Origin of the sequence: Draconibacterium mangrovi (assembly GCF_010586825.1) — a bacterium.
GTDB lineage: Bacteria > Bacteroidota > Bacteroidia > Bacteroidales > Prolixibacteraceae > Draconibacterium > Draconibacterium mangrovi.
This window is the reverse complement of sequence record NZ_JAAAGB010000010.1, coordinates 1-18,358: the sequence shown is the minus strand read 5'-3', so window position 1 is coordinate 18,358 and position 18,358 is coordinate 1. Positions and strand designations below refer to the sequence as shown.

Genomic DNA, 18,358 nt, shown 5'->3' with positions numbered 1-18,358 from the left:
ATCAGATGGCAGAGACCAATTTTGTTGATTACGTAAGAATTCATTGTCAGTCGGGTAACGGAGGTTCCGGCTCCGCGCACTTGCGCAGAGAGAAATTTGTGGCCAAAGGTGGCCCCGATGGCGGCGATGGTGGTCGTGGTGGCCATATTATCCTTGTGGGTAATGAGCAGATGTGGACATTGCTGCATCTGAAATTCCGGAAACATATTAAAGCCGGACACGGAGAATCGGGCGGAAAGCAACGTAGTACCGGTGCCGATGGTGAGGATATTTACCTGGAAGTGCCGCTGGGAACAGTGGCCCGCGATGTGGAAACCGGCGAATTCCTGTTTGAAATTACAAAACATGGCGAAGAGCAAATTCTGATGCAAGGTGGCCGCGGAGGTTTGGGAAACGATCATTTTAAAACGGCGACACATCAAACGCCTCGTTTTGCGCAACCCGGCGAAGAAGGAGTGGAAGGCTGGAAAATACTCGAGTTAAAAGTACTGGCCGATGTTGGGTTGGTTGGTTTCCCGAGTGCCGGAAAATCAACATTGTTGTCGGTGGTTTCGGCAGCAAAACCTAAAATTGCCGATTATCCGTTTACCACGCTCGTTCCCAATTTGGGTATTGTGGGACATCGCGAACAACGTTCGTTTGTAATGGCCGATATCCCGGGGATTATTGAAGGCGCACACGAAGGTAGAGGTTTGGGACTGCGCTTTTTGAGGCATATCGAACGTAACTCGATGTTGTTGTTTATGGTGCCGGCCGATAGTAAAGACCATCTGAAAGAATACAAAATATTACTCAATGAGCTGGAAAAATATAATCCGGAACTGCTCGACAAACAGCGCTTTTTAACCATCAGTAAAGCCGATATGCTGGATGAAGAGCTGATGAAGGAAATTAGCCGTGAGCTGGGCGATATTCCGCACTTGTTTTTTTCTGCCGTTTCAGGGTTTAATATTCAACAACTAAAAGACCGAATCTGGGAAATTTTAAATAGTTAATGGAATTATTACGACCAATACTGGAGCTGGATAAAGATGTGTTTTTATTTTTGAACGGATTCCACAATGAGTTTTGGGATACCATGATAATACTGATAACACGTCAGGAAACATGGATTCCGTTTTTTGCCAGCATCTTGTTTTATATTATTAAGAATTACCGTAGCAAATCAATATTGATATTAATTGCTATAGGTCTGTTAATAGCAGCTACAGATCAGTTCTCCAACGTGATAAAAGATTCTGTTCAGCGCTTGCGACCAACACACGATCCGGCAATTTCGCACCTGGTTCACATATTCTTCGGGAAAGGTGGACAGTTTGGTTTTGTATCGGCACATGCGGCCAATTCGGTTGCAATTCTGGTGTTAACATCACGAATTTTCAAAAATCGCAGTTACTATTTTTTAACCCTGGCTTGGGTACTGGTTTTTTGTTATTCGCGCATTTATGTAGGTGTACACTATCCGCTCGATCTGATTTGCGGAGGACTAATCGGATGGTTTATCGGTTGGGCCTTGTACCGGCTGATGATGTTTGTCGAGAATCATTTTTTCTTTGGTCGCTCGCCAAAAATTGAAAAAACTGTACTGTCGCGAAAAGATGCTGGAATGATTGCTTTAGTGTTTCTGGTATCGGTATTTACCGTCTTTCTTTTGGTTGGTCAACTTTACTTCCATAAAGTATTATAAATGAGTGAACCTGCCCGGCTTTATTACGAAAAACTTTTGTATTATACCGATGAATTACAACGCGTATCGGCGAAAGTAAAACGTTTTGCCTGGTATCGTTTTGTAGCATTTGTGGCAATATTTCTCCCGCTTATTATTCTTGGCTGGGAAATTACCACACTCTATTGCACGCTTCCGTTAATTGTACTTTTTTTCTGGCTGATCAAAAGAAATCTTCAGCTCGATAAAATAAAGCAAACCCTTGTTATTAAAACGAAATTGCTGGAAGATGAGCTAAAGGCCCTGGATCATTCCTTTTTGCATTTTGAGAATGGTGAAGAATTTCTGAATGCAGAACATCCATATGCTTACGATCTTGATTTGTTTGGCGAAGGATCGTTGTTTCAGTACCTAAACCGTACTGCAACTGTTGAAGGGCGTCAACGCCTGGCCGATTGGTTGCAAAAGCCACTAAAGGAAAGAGTAGAAATTGAGAAGCGGCAGGAAGCCATTAAAGAATTGGCTGAAATGCCCATGTGGCGGCTCGACTTTTTAACCGAAGGAAACCTGTTTAAGGAAACCGAAGTACAGTATAATGAAATTCGATCCTGGTCGGAAATGGAACTCGAACTGAATCATTCAAAGCTGTTGAAGTGGTTGATTCGTATTGTTCCTGTAATTACAGTACTGGCCGCAATTCCCGCAATAATGGGGGTGAGTAATTTTTACCTGGTGGCAATGGTATTTGTGCAGTTTCTGCTTTTGTTTGCCTGGACAAAAAGGGTGAATTATTACTTCGGATTTTTTGGTCGCAAGTCCGACCTGTTGGCCAAATACATGCAGTTGCTGAAAATCATCGAGGATAAAGAATTTCAATCACCGTATTTAAGCGAATTAAGGAAAAAGGTAACCGAACCTTCAGCCGGGAAAGTGTTTGGCGAATTAAAAAGCCTGGTGAAAGAATTCGAATACCGGCAGAATATTTTGGTTGGCGTGGTGTTGAACGGGCTTTTCACCTGGGATATTCGTTGTGTATATAAACTTTGGAAATGGCATAAAGAGAATCACGGAAGACTGGCCGGGTGGCTGGAAATAATTGCACAAATGGATGCATTTATTAGCCTGGCAAATTATGCCAATAACCACAGCGATTTTGTGTATCCGGAGATTACGGATCAGGACTTTTCGTTATGTGCTGCCGAATTGGGCCATCCGTTACTGAATAAAGACAAGCGGGTAAACAATGACATTGAAATTCAGGGTTGGGCGAAAATTATGATCGTAACCGGCGCAAATATGGCCGGTAAAAGTACTTTTCTGCGAACCGTGGGTACAAACATCTTGTTGGCAGAGATTGGCGCACCGGTTTGTGCCACATCGATGAAAATAACACCTGTTGATTTGTATACCAATATGCGCACAACCGACTCGTTGCTTAAAGACGAATCGTATTTTTTTGCCGAGTTAAAACGGATAAAAGCTGTGCTCGATCGTTTGGCGGTAGGAGAGCAAATCTTTGTTATTCTCGACGAAATGCTGAAAGGAACCAATTCGGTTGATAAACTAAATGGCTCGAAAGAACTGGTAAGAAAACTTGCGCAGTACCAGTGTGCAGCAATGATTGCCACGCACGACCTGAAATTGAGTGAAATGGAAAACGAACTTCCGCAACACGTTTTCAATAAATGTTTCGAAATCCGGATCGAGAACAACGAGCTGATTTTCGACTACAAACTCTCGGATGGTGTTACCCAAACCATGAATGCCACTTTCCTGATGAAAAAAATGGGGATTATTTAGTCAGTAAGACTCTGGTTTCAGAATCCGTCAGCTGACGTACGAGGCCAGGCTGCGATGTTGCTGACGTTGCATCAGTGGACAGCCTCTTTTGGTCGTTGCCCGGAGTTAAAATGAAACCTTAATGAGAGCGGGAAGCTCCGAGTGCGCGAGGAGATCACCCGTCCGAATTTAGGTTTTATGAAAACGCAGGGGAAGGGCCAAAAGCAGCCTTGAATTTTCTGCTTCGTCTTTGCTTTAAGTTGGAGCAAAGCGGAAATCCCGACATTTCGTCGGGGGCAAAGATGAAGGCCCCCGGCAGGGAAAAAGCGGAATGTATCCGGAGGCGTTTCAAAAATAAATCCACCGGAAATTTCGGGTAAACCTGTCTTTGTCTGAAAATCATATGTCGTATTATCTAATGCCAATGAGGAATCAGAATGAGCCTTATTTCAGGAAATTTTTCCTTTTGATCGACATTAACACTATGATTTCATTGTCTCGCTTAAGGCTCACAACGAGATGTAATTGATATTAAATGACACCCGATTTTTCTTTTTATTCTCCCCTGTAGCTAAAATTGCCTTGCGAGGTATGAATAATAGGGCGCGAGCTACTAAAAAAGCGGTGCGAGCTATAAATAAAATGATGCGAGGTGTAAAAAATAGTGTGCGAGCTAAGCTCGCAGGTCTCTATAAATAGCTTGCAAGCAAATATTGATAGCTCGCAGGTGCCTAAAAGTAGCTCGCATGTAGGTATGAATAGCTCGCTGGCAGATATTGATATCAGGGAGAGCAAATACGCGGCATTTTATGCTGAATTAGACTTAAATCTTTTGTCTGTCAATAAATAATACCAATTGCGTTTCAATGTGAGCCTTAAGCGAAACAGTGAAATTGCAATAGCCTGTTCTGAACTTGATTCGGGAGTTAATGCCGATAATAAACGAAAGAGGCTTTGGGAGTAAGCGAAGCAAAGGCTCATTTCGATATTTAATCGTATAGCCTGGTGTTTGGTGGCCGGAAATCGGTGTTGCGATCTCCTGGAAATGTTTTGCGAATCCGTAGGTCTGAGTAGAAAGAGTTGCGGTTCTTCGCCCGCTTTTATCACTAATTTTATACACACTTTTTCAACGGGTGATTGTTAGTTATTGCCCGCGCGAAACCCCTTGCAAAGTGTAGGATTTGTTTATATTTGTGACAATTGGGTGAATTCTGTGTTGCTTTGATAAAAAACCAAGTCCCTTAAGCACAAAACCGTAATAAACACAGAGTTCCTGAAAAATTCGAAAGTTGATTCTGGAGATTGAAGTATGAGCGCAAACTACGACGAAGGTGCAATTAAAACGTTAGACTGGCAGGAGCACATCCGGCGACGTCCGGGTATGTATATTGGTAAACTCGGAGACGGAACTTCTGCCGACGATGGTATTTATGTTTTGTTGAAAGAGGTGATGGATAACTCTGTCGACGAATTTATGATGGGGCATGGTAAAAAGATCCTTGTAAACGTCGATCAGGATTCGGTTACCATCCGCGATTATGGCCGTGGAATTCCACTGGGGAAACTGGTGGATGTAGCCAGTAAAATGAATACCGGCGCAAAATACGATAACGAGGTTTTCAAAAAATCGGTGGGATTGAACGGTGTCGGTATAAAAGCCGTAAATGCCCTGTCTTCCGATTTTACTATAAAAGCAGTACGCGAAGGCGTGGCTAAAGAAGTATATTTTAGCCAGGGGATTAAAACCGGCGAGAAAGATTATCAAAATCTCGATGAGGGAAACGGAACAGAGGTGAGGTTTGTCCCCGACGTGGAAGTGTTCAAAAAGTATCGTTATATGAACGACTATATCGTGAATATGATGAAAAACTACACCTTCCTGAATGCCGGCTTAACCATTGAATACAACGGCGAAAAATTTTTCTCGCGCAACGGATTGCGTGATTTGCTCGAGGAAAATATGGATCACGACCCAATTTACCCAATTATACATCTCAGAGGCGAAGATATTGAAGTTGCCATAACACATGGTAATCAATACGGGGAGGATTATTATTCGTTTGTTAACGGTCAGCACACCACCCAGGGAGGGACTCATTTACAGGCTTTTCGCGAAGTTTTAGTGAAAACGATCAGGGACTTTTACAAGAAGGATTTCGACCCGTCGGATATACGGGCATCGATTGTGGCGGCTGTTAGCATTAAAGTAGAAGAGCCTGTATTTGAGTCGCAAACCAAAACCAAACTCGGATCACGGGATATTGGCCCAAACGGACCGTCAGTGCGAGCACACGTTGGTAATTTTCTACAGACTGAGCTCGATAACTTCCTGCACAAAAACCATGAGGTTGCCGAAGTTTTGCTGAGACGCATTGTGGAGTCGGAGCGCGAACGTAAAGCCATTTCGGGGGTGAAAAAACTGGCGCGGCAACGCGCTAAAAAGGCCAACCTGCATAACAAAAAATTGCGCGACTGCCGTGTTCATTTCAACGAAAAAGATGAGCGGAAAGAAGAATCGAGCATTTTTATTACCGAGGGAGACTCGGCAAGTGGATCGATCACCAAATCGCGCAATGTAAATACACAGGCCGTATTTAGTTTGAAAGGAAAACCGCTAAATACTTTTGGTCTTACCAAAAAAGTGGTGTACGAAAACGAGGAATTTAACCTCTTACAGGCAGCGTTGAATATTGAAGAAAGCATGGAAGACCTTCGTTACAACAAGGTAATTATTGCTACCGATGCCGACGTTGACGGAATGCACATCCGTTTGCTGCTTATTACTTTCTTTCTGCAGTTTTTCCCCGAGTTGATTAAGAAGGGACATGTTTATATTTTACAAACGCCGCTTTTCAGGGTGCGTAACAAGCAAAAAACGTACTACTGTTATTCAGACGAAGAGAAAGTAAAAGCCATAAACAAATTACGTGGCAAACCCGAAATAACCCGATTTAAAGGACTGGGAGAAATATCGCCCGACGAGTTTAAACATTTCATTGGTAAGGATATCCGTCTCGATCCGGTGCAAATGAAAAAGCACGAATCGGTGGCAGAAATGTTATCCTACTACATGGGTAAAAACACCCCCGAAAGACAGGAGTTCATCATCGAAAACCTGTATGTTGAAAAAGACGAAGTAATGTAATTGGAAAATCTTCAAATAGGAAGCACGGTAAATTTCAAAGAATAGAATGTCAGAAGAGAATTTAAATCAGGAAGAAATTCAGGACGATAGTGTAAAAGATGAGGTGATCTATCTTTCGGGTATGTACCGCGACTGGTTTTTGGATTATGCCTCATATGTAATACTCGAGCGGGCAGTGCCGTACATTAACGATGGACTAAAACCCGTTCAGCGACGTATTATGCATGCCATGCGCGAAATGGACGACGGGCGCTACAACAAGGTGGCAAACATTATCGGGCAAACCATGCAGTATCACCCGCATGGCGATGCTTCGATCGGTGATGCCATTGTGCAGATTGGCCAGAAAGAATTACTGATCGACTCGCAGGGAAACTGGGGTAACATTCTTACCGGCGACGGAGCGGCAGCACCTCGTTACATCGAAGCCCGACTGACCAAGTTTGCTTTGGAGGTGCTTTTTAATCCGAAAACTACCGAATGGAAACTATCATATGATGGCCGTAAAAAGGAACCGGTTACACTCCCGGTAAAATTCCCGCTGCTGTTGGCGCAGGGAGTTGATGGTATTGCGGTAGGTTTGGCTTCAAAATTGTTCCCGCATAACTTTCTCGAGCTCATCGATGCATCAATAAATTACCTTCGTGGAAAAGATTTTGAATTATATCCGGACTTCCCAACCGGAGGATCGGCCGATTTTAGCAAATACAACGATGGTTTGCGCGGTGGTTCGGTAAAAGTGCGTGCAAAAATTGAAAAGCGCGACAATAAAACGCTGGTAATAAACGAGGTGCCGTATGGAAAAACAACCACGACGCTGATTGAATCGATTATTAAAGCCAACGACAAAGGGAAAATCAAAGTAAAAAAGATTGACGATAACACAGCCGAGCATGTTGAAATTCTTGTTCATCTGGCACCAGGTGTTTCGTCGGATAAAACTATCGATGCGCTTTATGCATTTACCGATTGCGAAGTTTCGTTGTCGCCAAATGCCTGTATCATCGAAAACGATAAGCCACACTTTATTGGCGTTTCCGAAATTCTGAAACGTTCGGCCGATTCAACAAAAGCCTTACTGAAACTCGAGCTGGAGATTCGTAAATCAGAACTGGAAGAGCAGTGGCATTTTTCTTCGCTGGAGAAAATATTTATCGAAGAGCGCATTTACAAGGATAAAAAGTTTGAGGATTCGGAAAACATGGATCAGGCGGTAGCGCATATCGATCACCGTTTGGACCCGTGGAAACCCAAACTGAAGCGCGAAATTACCCGCGAGGATATTCTGAAACTTATGGAAATTCGTATGGCACGAATCCTGAAATTCAACAAGGATAAGGCCAACGATTTGCTAAAATCGATAGAAGACGAAATCGCGGAGGTTGAAAAGAACATCGAAAATATTATTGACTATACCATTGAGTGGTTTAAACACCTGAAAAGAAAGTACGGTAAAGGCAAAGAGCGCAAAACAGAAATTCGCAGTTTTGAAAATATTGTGGCCTCGAAAGTGGTGGTGAAAAACGAAAAACTGTATGTCGACCGGAAGGAAGGATTTATGGGTACATCGCTTCGGAAAGAAGAATTTGTTTGCGACTGTTCGGATATCGACGACATAATCGTTTTCCGCCGCGATGGTTCGTATTTTATTACCAAAGTTTCGGATAAAGCTTTTATCGGTAAAAATATTTTGCACCTGGCTGTTTTCAAGAAAAACGATAAACGCACCATTTACAATGTGGTGTACAAAGACGGCGAATCGGGCAATTTCTATATGAAACGCTTTTTTGTTACGGGCGTAACCCGAGACAAAGAGTACAATCTGACAAAGGAAACCAAAGGCTCGCGTATTGTTTATTTCTCAGCCAACCCGAATGGCGAAGCCGAAGTTTTACGCATTGTTTTGAAGCCAAAGCCACGGATAAAAAAGCTTGTTTTTGAAGAAGATATGGGCGAGTTGGCCATCAAAGGCCGTCAGTCGATGGGAAATATTTTAAGTAAAAACGATATTCATAAAATTACCCTTAAAGAAAGAGGAGTTTCTACGCTTGGTGGTCGCAAAATCTGGTTCGATTCGGATGTATTGCGCCTGAATGCCGATAACCGGGGAACTTTCTTAGGAGAATTTTCGGGAGAAGATAAAATCCTGGTTATTTACAAAAACGGCGAGTTCCAGTTGTATAATTACGATTTGAGTAACCACTTCCAGCAAGATATTCTGGTGATCGAGAAATTTGATCAACGTAAGATCTTGTCGGCAGTTTATTACGATGCCGACCAGAAATATTACTACGTAAAACGTTTTGAAATTGATGAGCCGGAAGGAAAATTGATACGTTTTATCGGCGACAATAACGATAATAAACTGATTAGTTTAACCTGGGTGCATTATCCGCGTTTGGAACTTACGTTTGGAGGAAAGAATGCCGAGCGTGAAAATGAGATTATCGAGGTGGCCGAGTTTATCGGCGTGAAATCGTGGAAGGCGAAAGGTAAACGACTCAGTAATTACGAGGTGAATAATATTAAAGAAATTGAGCCGGTAATAAAAGATGATTACGATCATCATGAGGAGGAAGAGGACGAACCGGAACAAGAACAGGATAGCAAGGCAGAGAAAAAAGAGGATGTTGATGATATTCCGTTTGAGGTAACCCGACCCAAAAAGGAAGATGACGGACAAGGCTCTTTGTTTTAGCCAGTAACAGAAGAAAAAGATGCGAGTATATTTGATAGGATACATGGGATGCGGGAAGTCGCGACTGGGGCGCCTTTTGTCGGAACACATGGGTGTACCGTTTATCGACATGGATGATTACATTGAAGAAAGAAATTGCAAAACTGTACCGCAGATTTTTGCCGACCACGGCGAAGTAGGCTTTCGTGAAAGGGAACGCAAAGCTTTGGAAGAACTGGCCGAATTCACCGACGTTATAATTGCTACCGGTGGAGGGGCCCCCTGTTTTTTTGATAATATCGACCTGATGAATAAAACAGGGAAGACTGTATTTCTGAACATCGATCCGGCTATTCTTGCCGACCGACTTATGAACTCGAAAACAGAACGACCGCTTATAAAAGGAAAATCGCGCGAAGAACTGGTTGCCTTTATTGATGAAACACTTAAGAAGCGGAAGCAATTTTATTCGCAGGCACAGCTTGAAATTACCGAACCCGATTTAAGCCTGGAGCGTATTCAGGAAATGATTTCGTAATTAAGGTCTTTCATTTTCCATAATTTTTTGCTTTTGCATTCTAGCGAAATACGCTTTAAATTAGTCTGATATTTGGTCAAATATCAATGCAAAGGAAATTATAGTCCGGAAGTTTAATTTGTTTGCTGGTTCTTTTGCCTTTTTACTTTTGCCTTGATAAAATACAAGAAGCATGTCAACAGTTGCAGAAGTTTTTGCTCATACATTAAAGGAAATTGGTGTACGCTATGTTTTTGGAGTACCCAGTGGAAACATGATCGATTATGTGGAAGCTTTGCGAAAAGAAGACGGCATTGATTTTATTCTGGTAGGACACGAAGCTACGGCGTCTTTTATGGCAGGCGTTTGTGGCCGGCTTACCGGTGTGCCGGGCGTTTGTTTTGCAACCTTTGGGCCGGGAGCAACTAATTTAAGCACAGGCGTTGGCGGCGCACAGCTCGACCGCTTTCCGCTGTTGGCATTTACCGACGAAATGCCTGATGATTTGTTAAAGCGCACGGTGCAAATGAACATCAATCAGCAGCAACTTTTCTTCCCTATTACTAAGTGGACAACCCGTCTGAATGAGAATAATGTTGAAGAAATTATTTTAAAGGGAGCAGGAATTGCAACTGACAATCAGCCTGGAGCAGTTCATATCGGAATACCAGCCGGAATTGGCAGAAATCCGGTGCAGAAAGTGAAGGCAGATGTGGATTACCTGCGGTTGGAAAAGAAACGATGGTCGCCTCTGGTTGCCGATCAGATTGCCAAAGTTGAAAAGCTCATCCAAAAATGTAAAAAGCCTGTTTTTGCCATTGGATTATCGGCAGTGCATGCGCAGGTAAGCGAGCAACTTATTGCACTGGCCGAAAAGTTTCAGGTGCCGGTGGTACTTACTCCAATGGCAAAAGGTTTGTTCTCCGAAAATCATCCATTGTATGCCGGAGTGCTTTTCCATGCCTTATCAAACCTGGTTGCAAAAGTATATTCGCAAGCCGATCTGGTTATCGGAATTGGTTACGATCCGGTGGAGTTTAATTACGAAGACTGGATGCCTGAAGTTCCGTTAATTCATATCGATCAGCAAGAAGCCGATGTGGCGGCGGGGCAAATTCCTGAAGTAATTAATGTGCTTGGAGCACTTGAAGTTGCCTTAAATGAAATGCTTAAGCTGGATGTCAACCGAAAAGTTTGGAACCTTCAGTTTCTGCAGGAGAATAAACAACAAATCTTCAAAAAGTTAACACCCAAGCAGGGTAGTTTTGGGCCGCTGACTTTGCTTGAAGAATTGCGAAAAGCTCTGCCGGAAGAGGGAATACTAGCGGTTGATGTAGGCGCTCATTTGCACCTGGTTGGGCAACAGTGGCGTACTCCCAAACCCGACAAACTGTTGATGACAAATGGTTGGTCGAGTATGGGCTTTGCTATTCCTGCTGCTTTGGCGGCTAAACTTTGTAATCCTGATCTACCTGTTGTGGCATTAATGGGCGACGGCGGTTTCCTGATGATGGCCGGAGAACTGGCAACGGCAAAACGTCTTAATCTCAACATCGTTTTTGTGGTGATTTACGACAATAGTTTGTCGCTAATAAGTATAAAGCAAAGAAAAAAGAATTTCGATAACGGTTACGGAACGGATTTAAATGTCTTGAGCGATGAACCAACCAATCATTATTTTGGAGTTCCGGTAGTTCGTGTAACAAACAACGATGAATACAAAATCGCGTTGGAAAACGCTTTTGCTTCAGATGGGCCCCTTGTAATTGAGGCTGTTGTAAGCAGTGATGAATATGATGAATTGGTGTTGCAGCCCAATAAATAAATTCTGCTTATATTTAATCTTCAAACATAGACAAACCGGATTTTCGAATTTTACTTGAATAAAAATGAAGACCAACAAACAACTCCAGTTAGCTTTTGATTTTGTACAATACACCGGGCAGAATATTTTCCTGACGGGAAAGGCCGGAACCGGAAAAACCACGTTTCTGAGAAGCCTGAAAGAACGCTCGCCCAAACGCATGGTTGTGGTGGCACCAACGGGCGTGGCGGCTATAAATGCAGCGGGGGTAACCATTCATTCTTTTTTCCAATTGTCTTTTGCCCCGCAGGTGGGTAACGAAAGTAAACTCAGCAGTGAACAGCGGTTTTCCAAAGAAAAGATAAATATTATGCGCAGCCTCGATCTGTTGGTGATCGATGAGGTAAGTATGGTTCGCGCCGATGTTTTGGATGCGATTGACCGCACACTGCGGCGTTTTAAAAACAAACGAAAGCCTTTTGGAGGCGCGCAGGTTTTAATGATTGGCGATTTGCAACAGCTGGCTCCGGTAGTAAAAAACGAAGAGTGGGGATTGTTACGCCGTGAATACGACACACCCTATTTTTTCAGTAGTAAGGCATTGGGCGAATTTCCGCATGTGAGTATTGAACTTACCGAGGTGTTCCGTCAGCAGGATGAAAAGTTTATTTCGCTGCTGAATAAAGTGCGCGAGAATAAACTGGATGAAGAAGCAAGGCTGCTTTTAAATACGAGGCATATTCCCGGTTTTGTTCCGGACGACGACGATGGATACATAACTCTTTGCACTCACAATGTAAGTGCACAGCGCATTAACGATTCGAAACTGAGTGCTTTAGCCGGTAATAAGGAAGTGTTTAATGCTTCGGTTGAGGGTAAGTTCCCTGAATATTCATACCCAACCGATTTTAAACTGGAACTGAAAGTTGGTGCCCAGGTGATGTTTGTGAAGAACGACTCCAATCCTGAGAAACGGTTTTACAATGGAAAAATAGGGCAGGTGCAGTCGATTGAAAAAGATCGTGTTTATGTACTGTGCCCGGGCGAAGATGAGGAAATTGAAGTGGAACCGCAAAACTGGGAAAATTACAAATACTCAATCGATAAAGAATCGGGCGATATTCGCGAAGAAATGGAAGGTATGTTCACCCAGATTCCGTTAAAACTTGCGTGGGCAATTACCATTCATAAAAGCCAGGGACTAACGTTCGAGAAAGCCATTATTGATGCCGAAGCTTCGTTTGCACACGGGCAGGTTTATGTGGCGCTAAGTCGTTGTAAAACCTTGGAAGGCATGGTGCTTTCATCGCCAATTGCAGGCAAGAGTATTATCAACGATCAGAAAGTAAGTGGTTTTATTCGCGAAGTGGAAGAGAACCAACCTGGCGAGCCGGAATTAAATACAGCAAAACTGGAATTTCAAAAAGAACAGTTGACAGAGATTTTTCGCTTTTACCGATCGGAAAACTTATTGCGAAACCTTACAAAGCTGGTGAACGAAAACAAGGGGAGTTTCCCTGAAGTTACCATTACTCAAGTTGAAAAAATGCGCAACGGCCACGATAACGAAATTGTTGCTGTGGCGGCCAAGTTCCATAAGCAGATTACTGATCTGTTGCGGCAACAGCCCGATGTGAATAAGAATGATGTGTTGCAGGAACGCACAAAAAAAGCGGCCGCCTATTTTGGCGAAAAGGTGCAGCATATTTTGGCCGACGGAATTAAAAAGATCGACCTGGATATTGATAACAAGGAGATAAAACGCCAGCTGAAACGTTACGTGAACGACCTGAAAGATGACACCCAATTGAAACTCACCGCATTTGAATCGTGCCTCGAAGGATTTGATGTAAAGCGACTGATGGACTCGCGTGCCAAAACACTGGTGAAACAAAGTAAGTCTTCAGGAAAACAAAAGGCTAAAGAAATAACTGATTTCGAAAATATCCCAAATCCCGAATTGTTTGAGCAATTGCGTAATTTCCGAACGGAAAAAGCCGGCGAACTTGAGATTCCGCCATTTATGATCTTTTCGCAAAAGGTACTTTATGCATTGGTCACCTATCTGCCAACCGACGCCGCTGCTTTAAAACTGATTAATGGTTTGGGGCCTCGAAAAATAACACAGTTTGGTACCGAGATAGCAGCAATAATTCAGCATTATTGTAACGAAAATAAAATTGAAAAAGGGGAGATCCCGCTTCAGGAACCCAAAAAGGAAAAGAAGGAAAAGGTGGATACAAAGCTGCTTAGTTTCGAATTGTTTAATTCAGGGAAATCCATTGAAGAGATTGCAAAAGAACGTGCCCTTTCGGCAAATACCATTGAGAGCCATTTAGCGCATTACATAAAACTTGGAGAACTTGAAGCAACACGTTTGGTTGACGAAGCGAAACTGAAAAAAATAGGGGACTATTTTGAAAAAGCAGAGGACAAATCCTTTGGCGTAGCAAAATCGCATTTTGGTAACGATGTTAGTTATGGCGAGTTGCGGATTGGCTTGAGTTATTGGGAATGCAAAGAACAGCATAACGAGTAAAGGAAAAATCACCATCATACATATTCGTGTGTAGAAATGAGGTAATTATTAAAATACCGGAAACTGAATATAGTGAAGATTCTACTCAGGATGAAAGCGCCATCTCAAATCGTTTTTGTTTGTAATGGCAATAATGTATATTTTACCGAGATGGCTATACATACTTTCTTTACAGATATCGTCCACCATGTAAATCTTTGTTTCATATCCCAGGTTTTTACATATTATTGCGGTTAACCGGGCTTGAGTTTTTGGTTGGAACGAAAACAGGTAATGTACTCCATATTCTTTCCTCCGGCTATTCATCATGGAATAAATAGAAGTTACCGTTTCACGGGTTCTGTTTTCTTTTCTTAAAAACAAACGGGTAACTTCTCCATAACCAAAATCGATCAGATGATGTTTCGAGTATATTTTTTCAAGAAGGCAGGTTTCCAGTTCTAAAGGGAGTCCATCACTGGGGCTGATTGTTAGCCGGGCTCCACCAATTATTTCATCATTCAATCGTATCATTAAATGGTCGCTAACACCGTCATACTTATCCGTTAAAGGAATATTTATTCTTAAATCATATGCATAAACACCACTTCTCAATTTAAAATATTGATTGCTGGGATTCAAAGTCCATTCGAATTGCAAACCTTTCATCACATCTAGCACTAATAACGACCGCGGACATTAAAAGGTTACTGAATTGGTTTTGGTTGGAATCAAATTATTCATCAATCTTTTCTTAACTCACGTAGATTTTTTATGAAGCTTTTGTGGCAAATGATATTATGTTTGTTATTTGTACTGATCAAACAACTTATGTAGTATTATTTCAGATTTGACTTAACACCGGCAACATAATTAAACTCGGTTCTGATTTTAAAAAAAAATTACAGTAGCTGACATATTCCGATCCATTCATATTATTTCTAACATAATTGAAATGGAGCTGTATTTTATAAATAGAATTGGTGTGTACGAAGTGGTCAGAGAATTCTTCTTTTGTTGTGCGTCACCTTCGAAATGGTGTTTTGTATTAGGATAATAAAGTCTTTATTTTACCGATTATCTACGTAAAATTCCATCCGAAATTACGGGATTTTACGGGTTGACAAGTATTCTTAATTTGTCGTATCTTGCATATTGCCAAGGATCACAAGCGAATCCCTATTCAAATGGCAACTCTCAAATAGAGCTTTTTGGAATGATTGAATGTAAATAAGGGACTATTAGTTACAGCCTTATTTAAGATGTTTAGAACAACATGAAATATTGATTTATTTGGACTGAAAATGTTCGAATAAGGGTATTTCACCCACTTTTTTAAGTATTATGTTATGTGTAAAGTAGCCATATTAGAACGATTTACTTTGTTGGGGGCGGGGATAAAGTCTATTTTACAGCAATACAACGAGTATGAAGTAATAGTACAGACCGAAACCATTGATAGCCTTTTAAAACAGTTAAAAGGAAAATCTCCTGACGTTTTCATTGTTGATATTGTACACGGTGATAATGCAGGATTAAAACCTTTGCGTAAAATAAGAAGGCACTTTCCGAAGGTTCCGGTTCTGTTGCTGGTAAGTCAGAACTATTCCGACTGTTTTGAAGAGTACATCCGGTTGGGAGTAAAAGGATTCGTATTAAACGATGCAGAGGGAAAAGACCTGGTGGAAGCAATACATGTTTTAAGTAATGGGGGAGAGTATTTTAAAAAGAAAGTTTGGGAAATATTCAGAAGCGCCATTCAGAAGCGCAAGTACCAGAAAAAAGATCAGCATATTCTTACCGATCGAGAGGTTGCAGTGCTTCGCTTGTTCTCGCGTGGATTATCTTACAAAGAAATTGGGGCCAGTTTAAATATTAGTCCACGTACAGTTGAAACACACAAACGGAATATACTTTCAAAATTAAAGATTAACACTACAGCCGATATGGTTCGATACGCATATCGTAATCAAATTCTTACGTAATTTCTTTTATAAAAAATGAGCTCTTAAATTAAAAAATCCTATCAAAATTTACGGTTTAAACCCGATTGACTTCCCGTTGAATCCGACGTAACTTTTCATTCATGAAATTGAAACGATGTAGGACTCAATTCTGTGCCCTGGCGTTGAGTCCGAAGAAACCAAGTTATGGAAAACAGAAGTCATAAGACGTTACTTTTCGGAGATGATTTTAAGATAATGTTTGAACACTTTTTAATCTTAAAATTATCAGATTATGAGAGAAAATTACGAGAAAGATGCGGAAAGCATACAGGGTTTACCGCATTGGCTCAAAACGCTAAATCGATGTTGGCGTTTATGCTATGTGTTGCCATTACTAATAATAATGGCACTTATATCAACAACAACAACGGCACAACAAGTTTATTTGGGCACCGCACCGGTGCAAACTCCGGTAAACGGTTTTGCTGTTGATGCAAATGCATACGCCAATTATGTTCCGGGCGATACAATTGGAGAACCGGATTTTGGAGTTGCAGGCGACTGGTTTTATGTCCCACACTGGCCGGAGTTCCCTCCATTTGACACGGTTCTTTGGGAAGGACCGGGTCGTGGGATTCTGCGCTTTGACGGACCTATTTATCCTGATATGACCACTGTTTATGTGGATTCGATTTCAGGAGATCCGGATTATACAACTTTTCTTGAAAAAACTAAAATTGATGAAAACCCAAACACCTATACATGGGGTGAAGGGAATGTACCACCTAAAAACGAAATTCAGAATGTGGCTGTTCACTTTACTTATGGTGATCCGGCCTTAGGAGGAGATCCGGATGATCTTTGGTGTTTATTTGCGGCCGACCGTATGGTAACCAATGGTAGCAGTTACATCGATTTTGAGTTTCTGCAGGATTCGCTGCTTATGACCACCAATGCAGATGGCGATGGTATTTTTACTAGCGAAGGCCCGGATTTCGGGCGTAATGTAGGCGACCTTTTGGTTACAGTTGAATTGACCAACGGAGGTGCTGTGGCCAATGTAATTCTTAATAAATGGTCGGTAGGAGGCAAAAACGGGTTCGAATATCACACCGTTCCCATTGATAGTTTTCCTGCAAATACCATCTATGCGACAAATAATAACGAGATAACTTATGTGCCATTCCCGGCTTACGATCAAATAGCACCGGATTCTATTCAGGTGCTTACAGGATTAACCTTGTATTATTACGATGTTAACCAATGGGTAGAAGGTGCAGTAAACCTGAGTGCATTATTTAACCTGGACGAAAATCCTTGTTTTACACTAAGTACTGTATTCGTACGTACACGTTCTTCGGGTAGTTCTTCTACTTCTCAGTTAAAAGATATTCCCGGTCCGCCAATTCAGCTGGGTATCGACTTTGCCGATTTGGAGGTATTTGCTCCAACTCCGGTTTCATTGGGTGATTGTTTGGATAAAGAAGCTGTAAGAACTCAGTTTGAAGCTTGGTTAGATGGATTTTATTTTACCGGAGGAGTTCCTGCTCCCGGAGAGACCGAGATTGAGTCGAATATTGCTGAAATTCAGGCTCACGCTGCTGAGTTTGATGCGATTTGGGAAACCATTAAATGTGGTGGAACAGTAGAATATACTTTAACTGTTGATGATTACTGCGATGATCCGATAGATAAGACTTCAAGCTTTACTTTAGCAGACGCAGCTCCGCTGGTGCTTTCCGATTGTCCGGGTGATCCGAACCTTGAAGGTTGCAGTACCGAAGGAGAAATTGGAACTGCCTGGGATTTATGGATTGCAGGACTTGAAAGTATGACTGAGACCGGCGGATGCTCTGACGGAGTGGTTGTGTTTGATCCACCGCTGGACCAGCTTGTTTCTCCTGTAGAATGCGATCCTGCCGAGCAGGTTATTACCGTTACGGCAATTGCTGAAAGTTATTGTTTCCCTACAATAGAGAAAACCTGTACGTTTACCGTACAAGCTTATCCTGATGATTTGACCCTTGATGATTGTCCGGGCGATCCGATGCTTGATGGTTGTAGTCCACAGTCAGAAATTACTTCTGCATGGAACGACTGGATGGCAGGTTTGATGGCCATGACCGAAGGTGGTACCTGTTCAGACGGCGTAGTTGTATTTGATCCACCACTTGCAAGTTTGGTAATGCCATTAGAATGTGTTACCGGCGACCAGGTAGTGAATGTAACTGCAATAGCAGAAGACCACTGTAACAAGATTGAAACACCTTGTTCATTTACAGTTTACGCTTATCCTGATGATTTGA

General features: G+C 42.1%; 11 protein-coding genes. 10 read left to right on the top strand and 1 reads right to left on the bottom strand.

Going from position 1 to position 18,358, the window contains the following annotated elements; all coding sequences use genetic code 11:
- The first annotated feature begins 5 nt into the window (after window positions 1–5).
- The 8 genes from obgE to G4420_RS19465 all read left to right on the top strand — a co-directional run bounded on the left by obgE (window position 6) and on the right by G4420_RS19465 (window position 14,127).
- Window positions 6–995 (top strand): GTPase ObgE, encoded by a 990-nt coding sequence (gene obgE, locus G4420_RS19500; RefSeq protein ID WP_163325629.1) that lies wholly within the window; start codon window positions 6–8, stop codon window positions 993–995.
- Window positions 995–1,687, top strand: a complete 693-nt coding sequence (locus tag G4420_RS19495; protein WP_163325628.1) for a phosphatase PAP2 family protein — start codon at window positions 995–997, stop codon at window positions 1,685–1,687. Before obgE ends, G4420_RS19495 begins: the two co-directional genes overlap by 1 nt.
- Window positions 1,688–3,466 carry a MutS-related protein gene (locus tag G4420_RS19490; RefSeq protein ID WP_163325627.1) on the top strand — a complete coding sequence of 593 codons (1,779 nt, stop codon included), beginning with the start codon at window positions 1,688–1,690 and terminating at the stop codon, window positions 3,464–3,466. It begins immediately after the preceding gene.
- 1,288 nt (window positions 3,467–4,754) lie between these two features.
- A complete protein-coding gene (locus tag G4420_RS19485) occupies window positions 4,755–6,590 on the top strand; it encodes a DNA topoisomerase IV subunit B (protein WP_163325626.1) in 1,836 nt (611 codons plus the stop codon).
- A 46-nt stretch (window positions 6,591–6,636) separates the two neighbouring features.
- Complete coding sequence (locus G4420_RS19480) at window positions 6,637–9,288, top strand: DNA gyrase/topoisomerase IV subunit A (protein ID WP_163325625.1); 2,652 nt, start codon at window positions 6,637–6,639, stop codon at window positions 9,286–9,288.
- Between the two features lie 19 nt (window positions 9,289–9,307).
- Window positions 9,308–9,805 carry a shikimate kinase gene (locus G4420_RS19475; protein ID WP_163325624.1) on the top strand — a complete coding sequence of 166 codons (498 nt, stop codon included), beginning with the start codon at window positions 9,308–9,310 and terminating at the stop codon, window positions 9,803–9,805.
- Window positions 9,806–9,977: 172 nt separating this feature from the next.
- Window positions 9,978–11,609, top strand: coding sequence for a thiamine pyrophosphate-binding protein (locus G4420_RS19470; RefSeq protein ID WP_163325623.1), 1,632 nt, complete (start codon window positions 9,978–9,980; stop codon window positions 11,607–11,609).
- Window positions 11,610–11,673: 64 nt separating this feature from the next.
- Window positions 11,674–14,127, top strand: a complete 2,454-nt coding sequence (locus G4420_RS19465) for a helix-turn-helix domain-containing protein (RefSeq protein ID WP_163325622.1) — start codon at window positions 11,674–11,676, stop codon at window positions 14,125–14,127.
- Window positions 14,128–14,208: 81 nt separating this feature from the next.
- Here the strand turns inward: G4420_RS19465 and G4420_RS19460 are convergent, their stop codons facing one another.
- Window positions 14,209–14,775, bottom strand: coding sequence for a GNAT family N-acetyltransferase (locus G4420_RS19460; RefSeq protein ID WP_163325621.1), 567 nt, complete (start codon window positions 14,773–14,775; stop codon window positions 14,209–14,211).
- 680 nt (window positions 14,776–15,455) lie between these two features.
- Here G4420_RS19460 and G4420_RS19455 point away from each other — a divergent pair.
- Together G4420_RS19455 and G4420_RS19450 are read left to right on the top strand one after the other, a co-directional pair.
- Window positions 15,456–16,091: a response regulator transcription factor gene (locus G4420_RS19455; RefSeq protein WP_163325620.1), complete on the top strand. Its 636-nt coding sequence runs from the start codon at window positions 15,456–15,458 to the stop codon at window positions 16,089–16,091.
- Between the two features lie 253 nt (window positions 16,092–16,344).
- Window positions 16,345–18,358, top strand: a 2,014-nt coding sequence (locus tag G4420_RS19450; protein WP_163325619.1) for a hypothetical protein, incomplete at its 3' end; no start/stop codon positions are given.